Origin of the sequence: Enterobacter sp. SST3, assembly GCF_000286655.1 — a bacterium.
Classification (GTDB): domain Bacteria; phylum Pseudomonadota; class Gammaproteobacteria; order Enterobacterales; family Enterobacteriaceae; genus Enterobacter; species Enterobacter roggenkampii.
On the sequence record NZ_ALNS01000001.1, the window covers coordinates 94,037 to 108,273 of the forward strand.

Consider the following 14,237-nt stretch of genomic DNA (forward strand, 5'->3'; position numbering starts at 1 on the left):
CACTTTCAAATGAGTTAACGATGAACAACACCAGAATACACAAAACGCTGCTGGCGCTCGCCGTTGGCGCGGTAACGCATTCCGCCTTCGCGGCGGACGATCAAAAAGAAGATACCCTCGTTGTGCACTCTGCACCGGTCAGCGATTTCAAACCCGGTGGGGACCAGCTGGTACCGGCCTTCCTTGACGGACAGGTGGCGAACGGCGGGCGTATGGGGATGCTCGGTCAGCAGAACGCCATGGACGTGCCGTTCAACATCATCAGCTATACCTCGAAGCTGGTGGAAGATCAGCAGGCGAAAACCATTGCTGATGTGATCGCCAACGACGCGGGCGTACAGTTCGTTCAGGGGTACGGCAACAGCGCGGAAACCTACCGCATCCGTGGTCTGAAGTTTGACGGCGACGACATGACCTTTGGCGGTCTGTCCGGCGTGCTGCCGCGTCAGGTGGTGGATACGCAGATGGTTGAGCGCATTGAGATCTTCAAAGGGGCAAACGCCCTGATGAACGGCGCGGCGAGCTCGGGCGTGGGCGGGATGATCAACCTTGAGCCAAAACACGCGGGCGAACTCCCGCAGGCGAAAGTGGGCGTCGACTACACCTCGGACTCCCAGATTGGCACCACGCTGGATGCGGGCCGTCGCTACGGCGACAGCGACCAGTTTGGCGCGCGGGTGAACCTGGTCCACCGCGAAGGGGAAACCGGCATACCGAACGACCGCCGCCGCACCACGCTGCTCTCCACCGGTCTGGATTACAAAGGCGACCGTTTCCGCACCTCGCTGGATCTGGGTTATCAGAAGAAAACATTCCACGGCAGCCCGACCAGCGTCAATATTTCGGCGGTGGATTTCGTGCCCGAGCCGCCGAAAAACGATCGTAACTTCTCGCAGAAGTGGGCCTACAGCAACATCGAAAACGAATTTGGGATGTGGCGCAGCGAGTACGACATCACCGACGGCTGGACCGCCTATACCGGCCTGGGCGCGCAGCACGCGCACGAGGAAGGGATCTACAGCGCGCCGAAGCTGCTGGATAAAAGCGGTAAAGCAACGGTCAGCCGCCTTGATACCAACCGCATCAGCGATTCCGTCAGCGGCATGGCGGGCATTCGCGGTAATTTCAATACCGGCTTCGTCTCGCACAAGGTCAACGTTGGCTATTCTGCGATGACTAAAAACGAAAAGATCGCGTGGAAAATGTCGGCGACGAAGGATAACCCGACCACCAACATCTACCACAACACCGGCGTCGATATGCCGGACAGCACCAACCTCAACGGCTCAGGCGGGAAGTACAGCGATCCGCTGACCAGCGGGCGCACCCGCACCCAGGGCTGGCTGCTGAGCGATACCCTGGGCGTGCTTGACGACAAGCTGCTGTTAACCGCAGGCGCGCGCCATCAGAAAGTGGTCGTTCGCGGGTATAACAAAATTACTGGCGCAGAGAACGACGCGGACGGTTTCGACGGCAGCCGCTGGATGCCAACCTACGGCGTGGTCTACAAACCGTGGGAGGAAATTTCCCTCTACGCCAACCACACCGAAGCGCTGCAGCCGGGCAAAACCGCACCTAACACCGCCACCAACTACGGCCAGAGCACCGGCATTGTTCACTCTAAGCAGAACGAAGTGGGCGTGAAGGCGGACTTTGGCCGCGTGGGCGGATCGCTTGCGCTGTTTGAGATCAAGATGCCGTCGGCGATCCTCGACAGCAACAATCACTATGGCCTGGATGCCGAGCAGCGTAACCGCGGCGTGGAGCTAAACGTCTTCGGCGAGCCGATGCTCGGGATGCGCCTCAACGCCAGCGCCACCTGGCTGCAGGCGGAGCTGACCAAAACCAAAAACGGCGTAAATCAGGGCAACGATGCCATTGGTGTCCCGAACGTCTACGCCGTGCTGGGGGCAGAGTATGACATCAAGCCGATTGATGGCCTGACGGCGACCGCCCGCGTCAACCACTCTGGCGCGCAGTACGCCGATCTTGCCAACACCAAAAAGATCGACAGCTACACCACGCTGGATCTGGGGATGCGCTATCGCTTCGCGGTGAACCACAATGCAAACCAGATGACGGTGCGCGCGGGCATCGACAACGTGACCAATGAAAACTACTGGGCCAGCGTGGACGATTCCGGCACCTACATCACGCAGGGCGAGCCGCGTACCTTTAAGGTCTCGCTTGGCTACGAGTTCTAAGCGTTCCACCTCGTTATCCGGGGCAGGGACGCCCCACACCTCCGCCGTTGTGTTATAAAATTGTAATAAAAGCTTCTTAGACTGGTCGCCGACTCCTTACCTCTTGGCCAATGACAGGAAGCCGCTATGGGCAGACCCCTCAAATCCGTTTTTAAAAAAGAACATCGCGACGACATCGCTAACCGCAGCGCGAACCCGGTATTCTCCGAGGTGGCAGAGGTGTTCCTCTCCCGCCGTCGTTTTCTCCAGATGGGCGCCGTGGCGGGCGCTGCCGTTTCATTCCCCTTTCTGATCAAACCCGAAAATGCGATTGCCGCGGTATCAAAGCCTTCTGCACTGGCAAAAGCGGTTTCCCTGGGCTTTACCAGCATCGACGTCTCCACGGAAGATACGGTGAGGGTGCCGGAAGGCTATATCGCCCGCCCGTTCTATCGCTGGGGTGACCCGACGGGGATCAAAAACAACATGCCGGCCTTTAAGCCGGACGCCAGCAACACCGCGGACGAACAGGCTGCGCAGGCGGGCATGCATCATGACGGCATGGCGTGGTTTAGCCTGCCGCAGGGGGAGCAAAACCCGGAGCATGGCCTGCTGGCAATGAACCATGAGTACATCGACAACGGGATGCTGTTTACCGACGGTACGGCGAACTGGAGCCTCGACAAGGCCCGCAAGGGGCAGAACGCGATGGGCGTGTCGGTGGTGGAAGTGAAAAAATCGGGCAGCGACTGGCAGGTGGTTCGCCCGTCTTCGTATGCCCGCCGCATTACCGTCAATACGCCGATGCAGCTTACCGGCCCGGCGCGGCATCAGGACTTAATGAAAACCGCCGCCGACCCGCAGGGGGAGCGCGTGCTGGGCACCATGCAGAACTGCGCCAACGGCCACACGCCGTGGGGCACCTATCTCACCTGCGAGGAGAACTGGTCGGATATTTTTGTCAAAAAAACCGATCTCAACCCGCTGGAAAAACGCTACGGGATCAGCGACAGCGATGAATCCTACCGCTGGAACGAGGTGGACGAGCGGTTCAGCGTTGATAAAACCCCTAACGAACCCAACCGTTTCGGCTGGGTCGTGGAGATCGATCCCTACAACCCGACCTCCACGCCGCGCAAGCACACCGCCCTGGGCCGCTTCAAGCATGAGGGGGCGGCCGTCACGCTTGCCGCCGATAACCGCGTGGTGGTCTATATGGGGGACGACCAGAAGTTCGAGTACATCTATAAGTTTGTCTCGGACAAAAAATACGATCCCGCGAACCGCGAAGCCAATATGCAGCTGCTGACGTCCGGCACGCTGTACGTTGCCCGCTTCAACGAAGACGGGAGCGGCGACTGGCTGCCGCTGATCTTCGGGCAAAATGGCCTGGATAAGAGCAACGGGTTTGAAAACCAGGGCGATCTGCTGATTAAAACCCGCCTGGCGGCAGACGCGGTGGGGGCAACGAAGATGGATCGCCCCGAGTGGATAGCGGTCGACCCGCACGCCAGCGGCAGCGTCTACTGTACGCTCACCAACAACAGCGATCGCGGGAAGGAGGGTAAGGCACCGGTTGATGCCGCCAACCCGCGCGCTAATAACGTGTTTGGTCATATTATGCACTGGCACGAAGAGGGGGCCGATCCTGCTGCCGCTCGCTTTAAGTGGGATATTCTGGTGATGGGCGGGCGGACCGACAGCGACGATCCGAAGGCTAAAGGTTCCATGCAGGGGGCGGCCTTCGGCAGCCCCGATGGCCTGTCGTTCGATCATCAGGGCGTGCTGTGGATCCAGACCGACGTCTCTTCCAGCACCATCAATAAGAAAGCCTACGAGGGGATGGGCAATAACCAGATGGTGGCCACCATTCCGGGCACCAACGAGTACCGCCGTTTCCTGACCGGACCGCGCGGGTGTGAAATTACCGGGATTGCGTTTACGCCGGATAACCGGACGCTGTTCATCAACATTCAGCATCCGGGGGAGGGCGGGGATGATATCACCGACCCTGCTAACCCTCGCGCTGTTTCCAACTGGCCAGACGCGAATCCGAACGGACGCCCGCGTTCCTCAACGGTGGTCATCGTCAAAGCGGACGGCGGGATCATCGGCTCATAACCTTGCATCGCCGGGGGCATGCCGTGCCCCCGGCGTTAAACTTGCTACCGCCAGCATGAAGTGTTAAAACGTGCCCCTTCTAAAAAAGAGACAGGGGTAGGACGTGAAAGACGCGTCATCCGCTTCAGGCCATGGTCGCGCTGAAGCCTCGTCGGATCAGAATCCGACGCTGCAACGTGGTTTGCAAAATCGACATATTCAGTTAATTGCCCTTGGCGGCGCAATCGGTACCGGGCTCTTTCTCGGCATCGGCCCCGCTATTCAGATGGCCGGTCCGGCGGTGCTGCTGGGTTACGGTATCGCCGGGATTATCGCCTTCCTGATCATGCGCCAGCTTGGCGAGATGGTCGTTGAAGAGCCGGTGTCAGGCTCCTTCGCGCATTTTGCCTATAAATACTGGGGCCCGTTCGCAGGCTTCCTCTCCGGCTGGAACTACTGGGTGATGTTCGTGCTGGTGGGGATGGCGGAGCTGACCGCCGCAGGCATCTATATGCAGTACTGGCTGCCGGATGTCCCGACGTGGATCTGGGCGGCGGCCTTCTTCATCATCATTAACGCCGTTAACCTCGTCAACGTGCGCCTGTATGGTGAAACCGAGTTCTGGTTTGCGCTGATCAAGGTGCTGGCGATTATCGGCATGATCGGCTTCGGCCTGTGGCTGCTGTTCTCTGGTCACGGCGGCGAGCGGGCCACTATCGACAATCTGTGGCAGCACGGCGGCTTCCTGGCGACCGGCTGGAAAGGGCTCATCCTCTCGTTGGCGGTGATTATGTTCTCCTTCGGCGGGCTGGAGCTGATTGGCATCACCGCCGCGGAAGCGCGCGACCCGCATAAAAGCATTCCGAAAGCGGTTAACCAGGTGGTGTACCGTATCCTGCTGTTCTACATCGGCTCGCTGGTGGTGCTGCTGGCGCTCTACCCGTGGGTGGAAGTGAAGTCAGACAGCAGCCCGTTCGTGATGATTTTCCACGATCTGAACAGCAACGTGGTGGCTTCTGCGCTGAACTTCGTCATTCTGGTGGCGTCGCTGTCGGTCTATAACAGCGGCGTTTACTCCAACAGCCGCATGCTGTTTGGTCTCTCCGTGCAGGGTAACGCGCCGAAATTCCTCACCCGCGTCAGCCGTCGCGGCGTGCCGGTGAACTCGCTGTTCCTTTCCGGGGCGATTACCTCGCTGGTGGTGCTGATCAACTATCTGCTGCCGAAAGAGGCCTTCGGCCTGCTGATGGCGCTGGTTGTCGCTACGCTGCTGCTGAACTGGATCATGATCTGCCTCGCGCACCTGCGATTCCGCGCCGCGATGCGCCGCAAGGGGCGCGAAACGCAGTTCAAAGCGCTGCTCTATCCGGCGGGGAACTACCTCTGTATCGCGTTCCTGGCGTTGATTCTGGTGCTGATGTGCACCATGGATGAGATGCGACTCTCGGCGATGCTGCTGCCGGTGTGGGTGGTGTTCCTGTTTATCGCGTTTAAGCTCTCACGTAAAAAGTAGCCCGTTTTTCTCCCTCTCCCTGTGGGAGAGGGCCGGAGTGAGGGCAACAGACCGCACCAAACCAGACCGCACCTGCCTTCACGCCCGGTGGCGCTGCGCTTACCGGGCCTACAAAACACTGCTTCATCTTTATCGTGACCCCCCTCCCAAATCTGTTTCGATCCACAGGATCTTTATTTTGTAATCGATTACTTTTTCATTTGAATTGATTTGTAATCGATTACTTTTTTCCGGGTGAGGCTTATTATGGTGTCAACTGAAAGTAGTGAAAAGACGATAGCGCAGCATCGGCTGCTGGTGCCGCGGCTGTCGCTGATGATGTTTCTGCAGTTTTTTATCTGGGGTAGCTGGTCGGTTACGCTCGGCCTGGTGATGACCCAGCACAACATGTCTCTGCTGATTGGCGATGCGTTCTCCGCCGGGCCTATCGCCTCCATTCTCTCGCCGTTCGTGCTCGGCATGCTGGTGGACCGCTTCTTCGCCTCGCAGAAGGTGATGGCGGTGATGCACCTGGCGGGCGCGGCGATCCTCTGGTTCGTGCCGGGGGCGCTGATTGCCGAGAACGGCGCGCTGCTGATTGGCCTGCTGTTTGGCTACACGCTCTGCTACATGCCGACGCTGGCGCTGACCAACAACATCGCGTTTCACAGCCTGGCAAACGTGGATAAAACCTTCCCGGTGGTGCGCGTGTTCGGCACCATCGGCTGGATCGCGGCGGGCATTTTCATCGGCGTCACCGGCGTGGCGTCCAGCGTTACCATCTTTCAGGTGGCGGCGGCCAGCTCCGTGCTGCTGGCGCTTTACAGCCTGACGCTGCCGCACACGCCTGCTCCGGCGAAAGGCCTGCCGGTGAAGGTGCGCGATCTTTTCTGCGCGGATGCCTTTGCGCTGCTCAAAACCCGCCACTTTTTCGTCTTCTCCGTCTGCGCGATGCTGATCTCCGTCCCGCTCGGCACCTATTACGCCTACACCGCCTCGTATCTGGCGGATGCGGGAATTGCCGACGTCAGCACCGCCATGTCCTTCGGGCAGATGTCCGAGATCGTCTTCATGCTGGTTATTCCGCTGCTGTTCCGCCGTCTGGGCGTGAAGGTCATGCTGTTGATTGGCATGCTGGCGTGGTTTGTGCGTTACACCATGTTCGCGCTGGGCGTCAGCGAGGAGGGGCGCATCCTGCTGTATCTCGGCATCCTGCTCCACGGCGTCTGCTACGATTTCTTCTTTGTCGTCGGCTTTATATACACCGACCGCGTGGCGGGCGAGAAGGTGAAAGGCCAGGCCCAGAGCATGATCGTCATGTTCACCTACGGCATCGGCATGCTGCTCGGCTCGCAGATTTCCGGCGCGCTCTATAACCGCCTGGTGGCCGGGCAGACCGTGCCGCAGGCGTGGGTGACATTCTGGTGGATCCCGGCGGTAGCGGCCGCGGCGATCGCGCTGATTTTCCTTCTCACGTTTAAGTATGACGATGACAAGGCGTAATGTTCAGGAGGTGGTATGAGGACGATAAAAGGACCCGGCATTTTTCTCTCGCAGTTTATCGGCGAGGAAGCACCGTTCAACACGCTCGACGGGCTTGCAGGGTGGGCGGCTTCAAAGGGCTATAAAGCGGTGCAGATCCCCTGCAACCATCCGCATATTTTTGACGTCGAGAAAGCGGCTGAGAGCCAGGCCTACTGCGATGACATCACCGCTAAGCTGGCCGCGCACGGGCTGGTTATCAGCGAACTGTCGACCCATCTGGAAGGGCAGCTTGTCGCGGTAAACCCGATTTACAGCGACGCGTTTGATCACTTCGCGCCCACGTCCGTGCGCGGTAACGATGCGGCGCGCCGGGCGTGGGCCACGGAGAAGCTGAAACAGGCGGCGGTCGCCTCGGCCAGATTAGGCCTGAAAGCGCACGCCACCTTCTCCGGCTCGCTGGCCTGGCCGTTTTTCTACCCGTGGCCGCCGCATAACGAACAGCGTTTTCAGGAAGCGTTCGGGGAGCTGGCAAACCGCTGGCGGCCGATTCTGGATACCTTCGACGAGCAGGGGGTGGACGTCTGCTTTGAGCTGCATCCGGGGGAAGATCTGCACGACGGCGTGACCTTCGAGCGTTTTCTGGCGCTGGTGGATAACCACCCGCGCTGCAACATTCTCTTTGATCCGAGCCACATGCTGCTGCAGCAGATGGACTACCTGGCCTTTATCGACATCTACCACGCGCGCATCAGGGCGTTCCACGTGAAGGATGCGGAGTTCCGCCCGAACGGGCGCAGCGGCGTGTACGGCGGCTACCAGCCGTGGATCAACCGCGCCGGACGCTTCCGGTCGCTCGGCGACGGGCAGATCGACTTTAAGGGCATTTTCAGCAAGCTGACCCAGTACGACTACGACGGCTGGGCGGTGCTGGAGTGGGAGTGCTGCCTGAAGGATGGCGATACCGGGGCGAGTGAAGGCAGCGAGTTTATCCGCCGCCACATCATTCCGGTCTCCGGACGCGCGTTTGATGATTTCGCCGCTGGAGGCAAGCATGATTAACGTCGGAATTATCGGCAGCGGGTTTATCGGCCCGGCGCATATCGAGGCGCTCAGGCGCCTTGGGTTTGTTCAGGTGGTCGCGCTGTGCGACGGCTCGCTCGTTAAGGCGCAGGAAAAGGCGCGCCTGCTAAACGTACCGCACGCGTACGGTAGCGTTGAGGAGCTGCTCGCGCACCCTGATTTGCACGTGGTGCACAACTGCACGCCGAACCACCTGCACGCACAGATTAACCGCCAGATCCTGCGCGCGGGCAAGCACGTGTTTTCCGAAAAGCCGCTGTGCATGACGCCGGACGAGGCGCGCGAGCTGGTGGCGCTGGCGGAGCAGACGGGCGTGGTGCATGGCGTGAGCTTTGTCTATCGCCAGTTTGCGATGGTGCGTCAGGCGGCGAGCATGATGCGCGCAAGCAGCCTCGGGCGGATTTTTGCCTCACACGGCAGCTACCTACAGGACTGGATGCTGCTGGAAACCGACTACAACTGGCGGGTGGATGCCGCGCTCGGCGGCGCATCGCGCGCGGTGGCGGATATCGGCTCCCACTGGTGCGACACGGTGCAGTTCGTTACCGGGCGGCGCATTACCGAGGTGATGGCTGATTTATCCATCGTCTGGCCGACGCGCAGGGCCAGCAAGGTCGGGAATCAAACCTTCTCCCACGACGAGCAGGCGGAGTATGTAGACAAACCGGTCACGACCGAAGACTTCGGCTCGGTGCTGTTCCGCTTTGACGACGGCAGCAAGGGCTGCTTTAGCATCTCGCAGGTGAGCGCCGGGCGTAAAAACCGCCTGACGTTTGAGATCAACGGCAGCGAGCGCTCGCTGGCGTGGGACCAGGAGGTGCCGCAGCAGCTGTGGATCGGCCATCGCGCGCAGGCCAACCAGACGCTCACCGACGATCCGGGGCTGATGAACCCTGACGTGGCCGACAGCGCCCACTTCCCCGGCGGACATATCGAGGGCTGGCCGGACGCCTTCAAAAATATGATGGCGCAGTTCTACCGCGCCGTGCAGGCGGGCGCGATGCCGGATACGCCGCAGTTTGCGACGTTTCACGATGGCGCAAACGTGATGTATATCATTGATGCTATTGTGAAAAGCCATCAGCAGCAGCGCTGGGTGCGCGTGGAACAATAACGCGTTGCCCGGTTCGCCGGGCAATAAATTTATGGTAGCCTGCACAAAACGCTAACCGCAGGATGTGTCGTCGCTATGTCAATTCAGAAAATCGCTCAGCTGGCCGGGGTCTCCGTGGCGACGGTCTCCCGCGTGCTGAATAACAGCGACACCGTGAAGGCGAAAAACCGCGAGCGCGTTCTGCGGGCGATTCAGGAGAGCAACTACCAGCCAAACCTGCTCGCCCGTCAGCTGCGCACCGCTCGCAGCTATATGATCCTGGTGATGGTGTCCAACATTGCCAACCCGTTCTGCGCCGAAGTGGTGAAGGGCATCGAAGCCGAGGCGGAGAAAAACGGCTACCGCATTCTGCTGTGCAACTCCGGCTCGGACATCGAGCGCTCCCGCTCGGGCTTAAGCCTGCTCTCCGGCAAAATCGTCGACGGCATTATCACCATGGACGCCTTCTCGAAGCTGCCGGAACTTGCCGCGCTGATTGGTTCTGCACCGTGGGTGCAGTGCGCCGAATATGCCGATGCGGGCGCGGTCTCCTGCGTCGGCATCAATGATGTGGACGCTTCACAGCATGCCGTCAGCCAGCTGGCCGACGGCGGCCGCAAGCGTATCGCGATGATCAACCACGATCTCAGCTACAAATATGCCCGCCTGCGCGAACGCGGCTACAAGAGCGTGATCCACCTGCGCGATCTGGACTATCAGGCGGTGGAGTATGCCAGCGATCTCAGCTCCGGGGCGGGCATGGCGGCGATGCAAAACCTGTTAAAAAATAATCCGCCGGATGCGGTATTTGCCGTTTCCGATACGCTGGCGGCGGGCGCGCTGCGCGCCATTCAGCAGGCAGGTCTTCGGGTGCCGGAGGATATTGCCGTGGTCGGCTTTGACGGTACGGAGCTGGCGGACATGATTTCGCTCACCACCATCGAACAGCCGTCGCGGGATATCGGGCGCAAGGCGGTCGATCTTCTCTTAAATAAGATCGACAACCCGGACGCGCCCACGGAAAGGGTGATGATGGACTGGCGCTTTATTTCCCGCGCCAGCACCTGATTATTGCGCGATGACGCCAGCCAGGGAGCGAATATCGTTCCCGGTTGGCGACTGGTGAATGCGCAGACCAAATTCATCCACCACCGCGAAAATATGGTCGAAGATGTCGGCCTGAATCTCCTCATATTCTGCCCAGACCACCGTGTTGGTGAAGGCATATATTTCAATCGGCAGGCCATTCGCGTCAGGCGCGAGCTGACGCACCATCAGCGTCATATCTTTACGAATGCGCGGGTGGTTGCGCAGATATTCGTTCAGGTAGGCGCGGAAGGTGCCAATATTAGTCAACTTGCGCAGGTTTAATACCGATTCCCCTTCACCGTTTTTCTGATTCCAGAGGCTAATTTCCTCATGGCGTGCGGCCAGATAAGGCTTCAGCAGTTTCGCCTGAATGAGTTTCTGCTGCTCCTGCTCGTCGAGAAAATGAATGCTGGTGGTATCAATGTTCAGGCTGCGCTTAATGCGTCGTCCGCCGGAGGCCGACATGCCGCTCCAGTTGATAAAGGCGTCGGAGACCAGCGCCCACGTCGGAATGGTCGTAATCGTATTATCGAAATTGCGCACTTTCACGGTGGTCAGGCCGATATCCGTCACCGTGCCGTTGGCACCGTATTTCGGCATCTCCAGCCAGTCGCCGAGCTTGAGCATATCGTTGGCGGAAAGCTGGATACCCGCTACAAGTCCAAGTATCGGATCTTTAAACACCAGCATCAGCACGGCGGCCATGGCGCCCAGACCGCTGATCAGAATCGCCGGAGACTGGCCAATCAGCAGGGAGATAATCAATATCCCCACCAGAATGGCGCTCACCAGCTTGATGCCCTGGAAAATCCCCTTCAGCGGCAGCTGCGACGCGGTGGCCATTTTCTGCGACAGATTGAAAATCACGTCCAGCAGCGAGAAGAAGGAGAGCAGGGCATAGACCATCACCCACAGCTTCGCGCAGGTGGTGAGTATTTCCGCCGCTTCGCTGCCTTTTTGCAGCCACAGTACCGCCTGGACGTTGACGATTATCCCCTGTAGGGTAAAGGCCAGACGGTGAAATAATTTATTCTGGGTGATGATCTGCAGCCATAAATGGCTGCTGGCCTGCGCGCGCTTTTCGAATGCGCGAAGTACCCCTTTGTGCAGAATAAAATGAACGATGATGGCGGTAAGAAAAATAATACCAAAGATAATCACTAAAGAGGTGGTGTGATTAATTTCAATGCCTAACTCTTCAACCTGAGCAATCAATTCCTGCATAACGTCTCCTGTATTTTTGCAGCCCCATAATGGCGGCTGCGGATCTATTATGCAAATTCACGAACTTATTTGGCGGCCTGACAGATCTTCGCCACCGGCAGGCACAGGCTATGGCGGATACGCAGCGTCGCCAGGGCCAGCACCACCATCATGGTCGTTTCCACCATCAGGAAGACGTTCACCGCCTGGGTGTAATCCCCGTGATGGTTTTGAAGCGCGTGCAGCAAAATGGCGCCAAAAATGGCCGGGCCAAGGCCCAGCGCGGCCTGCTGCAGGGTGCTTAAAATGGCGCTCGCGGCTCCCGCGTCGTCAGGCTGAATGTCGCGCATCCCGATGCGATAGAAGCTGTTCACGATCAGCGCCTGCCCGTAGCCCACCAGTCCGGTCGCGGGTGCCAGCGTCAGGGTGGTATTCTCCATGCCCCAAACGCGGAACGTGGCGATCAGCGCCAGCAGGCCGGTAATCTGGATCGCCAGACCCGTCAGCAGGATTGTGCTGGTGCTGTAGCGGGCAATCAGCCGCGGCGCGAACCAGGCCGAAACAAAGTAGGTCACGCCAAGGGCGATAAAACTGTTCCCGGACTGCCACGGCGCCATCCCCAGACCGGTTTGCATGGTCAGCGCCATACAGAACATAAACCCGGACCAGGCGCTGAAAAAGAGCATCGCAATCAGGACACCAAAGCGCACACTGCGAAGCGCAAGCAGGCGCGGCGGGATCAGCGGGTGGGCATTCTCACGCTCTTTTTTGCGCGCGTTCAGCGCCATCAGCCAGGCCAGCGGGACAAGGGCGAGCAGCATCGCCTTCAGCGGCCAGGACCAGTGCCACTGGGGGCCGAGCGCCATCGGGAACAGCAGGCAGCAAAGCATGACCGCCAGCAGCGCGGTACCCGGCCAGTCGATGCGTGACGGCGTCTCGCGACGGGTTTCCGGTACGAAGCGGCGGCTCAGCGCCAGCACCACCAGACAAATCGGCACGTTGATAAAGAAGGCGTTACGCCAGCCCAGCCCGGCGATATCCGCCGATACCAGCCAGCCGCCGCCCATTTGTCCCACGATAAACGCAATCCCGCCGATGCCGCCGAACAGGCTGATGGCTTTGGCGTGGGCGGTGCCTTTCAGCGTGACGTGCAGCGTGGCAAGAATTTGCGGCACGATCAGTGCGGCCCCCGCGCCCTGAACGATGCGCGCGGCGAGCAGCTGTTCAATGTTCCCCGCCATTCCGCACAGCAGCGAGGCCAGGCCAAAGCTCGCCACACCCCACATGAACAGACGACGACGGCCAAAGTTATCCCCCAGCTTGCTGCCGAGCGCGAGGCAGACGGCAAAGGCCACGCCGTAGAGGGCGACGATCAGCTCCAGTTCGGTAGCGGTCGCATGCAGTGAATGGGTGATGGCATCCAGCGCCACGTTAGTGATTGAGGTATCAATCATGGGCAGCATCTGGCCGGTTAACAGCAATATCAAGCCAGCGCGACCCGGTGAAACAACTGACGTATTCATGGTAACTCCATTGCGTCATTCAACAGATGGTCGTAGCATCTACCATCAGATAAACGGGTACCAGTTCTTGCTTATACTGGTACTGGCACTACCATGCAGGGGGATTTATGGCGCTGATGTCTGAACCGGTCGTTTCACGTCAGGATGACACCCGAAAACAGCTCGGGGCATTTTTACGCGCCCGGCGGGAAAGTCTCGATCCGCAGCGCTTAGGTTTGCCGCGCAGCGGTCGCCGCCGCACGCCGGGCCTGCGCCGGGAAGAGGTGGCGATGCTCGCTGATGTAGGCGTCACCTGGTACACCTGGCTTGAGCAGGGCAGGGACGTCAATCCGTCCAGCGCGGTGATGGCGGCCGTGGCAAAAGCGCTGCAATGTACCCCGACCGAGGCCCGGCACCTGTTTGTGTTAGCAGGTTTACCGCCGGGTGAAGCGCCGCAGGCGGTCTGCTGCGAGGGCATTAGCGAAGGCACGCGCCGCCTGCTGGATACGCTGATGCCGAAACCCGCCAGCATTCAGAAACCGAACTTCGATATCGTGGCGTGGAACGACAGCTTCGGGCATCTGATGGGCGTCGATTTCAATGACATCCCTCCCGAAGATCGCAACTGTATTTATCTGTTCCTCACGCATCCGGCGTGGCGCGCGCGCCTCGGCAGACGCGACGACGTGCTGCCCATCTTTGTCTCCTATTTTCGCGCGGCGATGGCCGAACACCGGGGCGATCCGCTGTGGGAGGCCAAGCTGGCGCGCTTCTTTGCAGTGTCCGAAGAGTTTAAAACCCTGTGGCACCAGCGCAACGACGTGCGCGGCGTGGAGAACCAGCTCAAGCTGTTTACTCATCCCGAGCTGGGGGATTTTACGCTGCAGCAGATGTACTGGTATTCCGCGCCGCGAAACGGATCGCGGCTTCTGGTGTATCTGCCGGTGGATGAGGCGGGAGAGCGGGCGATGGCGTGGCTGGCGGCGCAGGGGAAATAATTTTTGCGAGGG

The 14,237-nt window shown here is 59.6% G+C and carries 10 protein-coding genes; 8 read left to right on the plus strand and 2 right to left on the minus strand.

Going from position 1 to position 14,237, the window contains the following annotated elements:
- The first annotated feature begins 20 nt into the window (after positions 1-20).
- From B498_RS20650 to B498_RS20620, 7 genes are all read left to right on the plus strand, one after another.
- Positions 21-2,204: a TonB-dependent receptor gene (locus B498_RS20650; protein WP_008499373.1), complete on the plus strand. Its 2,184-nt coding sequence runs from the start codon at positions 21-23 to the stop codon at positions 2,202-2,204.
- Positions 2,205-2,330: 126 nt separating this feature from the next.
- On the plus strand, positions 2,331-4,304 hold the full coding sequence (locus B498_RS20645) for a PhoX family protein (RefSeq protein WP_008499374.1): 1,974 nt from the start codon (positions 2,331-2,333) through the stop codon (positions 4,302-4,304).
- A gap of 103 nt (positions 4,305-4,407) precedes the next feature.
- Entirely contained in the window at positions 4,408-5,796 is a 1,389-nt protein-coding gene (pheP, locus tag B498_RS20640) for a phenylalanine transporter (RefSeq protein ID WP_008499375.1), read from the plus strand.
- A gap of 246 nt (positions 5,797-6,042) precedes the next feature.
- Complete coding sequence (locus B498_RS20635) at positions 6,043-7,278, plus strand: MFS transporter (RefSeq protein WP_008499377.1); 1,236 nt, start codon at positions 6,043-6,045, stop codon at positions 7,276-7,278.
- A 15-nt stretch (positions 7,279-7,293) separates the two neighbouring features.
- The gene (locus B498_RS20630) at positions 7,294-8,319 is read left to right on the plus strand and encodes a sugar phosphate isomerase/epimerase family protein (protein ID WP_008499378.1); all 1,026 of its coding nucleotides are present in this window, start codon (positions 7,294-7,296) and stop codon (positions 8,317-8,319) included.
- A complete protein-coding gene (locus tag B498_RS20625) occupies positions 8,312-9,454 on the plus strand; it encodes a Gfo/Idh/MocA family protein (RefSeq protein ID WP_008499379.1) in 1,143 nt (380 codons plus the stop codon). The genes B498_RS20630 and B498_RS20625 overlap by 8 nt, the downstream gene beginning before the upstream one ends.
- Before the next feature lie 75 nt (positions 9,455-9,529).
- On the plus strand, positions 9,530-10,501 hold the full coding sequence (locus B498_RS20620) for a LacI family DNA-binding transcriptional regulator (protein WP_008499380.1): 972 nt from the start codon (positions 9,530-9,532) through the stop codon (positions 10,499-10,501).
- On the opposite strand, the gene B498_RS20615 is transcribed toward B498_RS20620, so the two are convergent.
- Together B498_RS20615 and B498_RS20610 are read right to left on the minus strand one after the other, a co-directional pair.
- Positions 10,502-11,746 (minus strand): mechanosensitive ion channel family protein, encoded by a 1,245-nt coding sequence (locus B498_RS20615; RefSeq protein ID WP_008499381.1) that lies wholly within the window; start codon positions 11,744-11,746, stop codon positions 10,502-10,504. It abuts the gene before it with no gap.
- A gap of 65 nt (positions 11,747-11,811) precedes the next feature.
- Entirely contained in the window at positions 11,812-13,248 is a 1,437-nt protein-coding gene (locus B498_RS20610; protein ID WP_008499382.1) for an MFS transporter, read from the minus strand.
- A 107-nt stretch (positions 13,249-13,355) separates the two neighbouring features.
- On the opposite strand from B498_RS20610, the gene B498_RS20605 reads away from it, so the two are divergent.
- A complete protein-coding gene (locus tag B498_RS20605) occupies positions 13,356-14,225 on the plus strand; it encodes a helix-turn-helix transcriptional regulator (protein WP_008499383.1) in 870 nt (289 codons plus the stop codon).
- Positions 14,226-14,237 lie beyond the last annotated feature (12 nt).

Excerpts from the sequence above, each read along its gene's own strand:
- B498_RS20650 (WP_008499373.1), top strand. The coding sequence starts at position 21 with ATGAACAACACCAGAATACACAAAACGCTGCTGGCGCTCGCCGTTGGC.
- B498_RS20645 (WP_008499374.1), top strand. The coding sequence starts at position 2,331 with ATGGGCAGACCCCTCAAATCCGTTTTTAAAAAAGAACATCGCGACGAC.
- B498_RS20635 (WP_008499377.1), top strand. The coding sequence starts at position 6,043 with ATGGTGTCAACTGAAAGTAGTGAAAAGACGATAGCGCAGCATCGGCTG.
- B498_RS20630 (WP_008499378.1), top strand. The coding sequence starts at position 7,294 with ATGAGGACGATAAAAGGACCCGGCATTTTTCTCTCGCAGTTTATCGGC.
- B498_RS20625 (WP_008499379.1), top strand. The coding sequence starts at position 8,312 with ATGATTAACGTCGGAATTATCGGCAGCGGGTTTATCGGCCCGGCGCAT.
- B498_RS20620 (WP_008499380.1), top strand. The coding sequence starts at position 9,530 with ATGTCAATTCAGAAAATCGCTCAGCTGGCCGGGGTCTCCGTGGCGACG.
- B498_RS20615 (WP_008499381.1), bottom strand. The coding sequence starts at position 11,746 with ATGCAGGAATTGATTGCTCAGGTTGAAGAGTTAGGCATTGAAATTAAT.
- B498_RS20610 (WP_008499382.1), bottom strand. The coding sequence starts at position 13,248 with ATGAATACGTCAGTTGTTTCACCGGGTCGCGCTGGCTTGATATTGCTG.
- B498_RS20605 (WP_008499383.1), top strand. The coding sequence starts at position 13,356 with ATGGCGCTGATGTCTGAACCGGTCGTTTCACGTCAGGATGACACCCGA.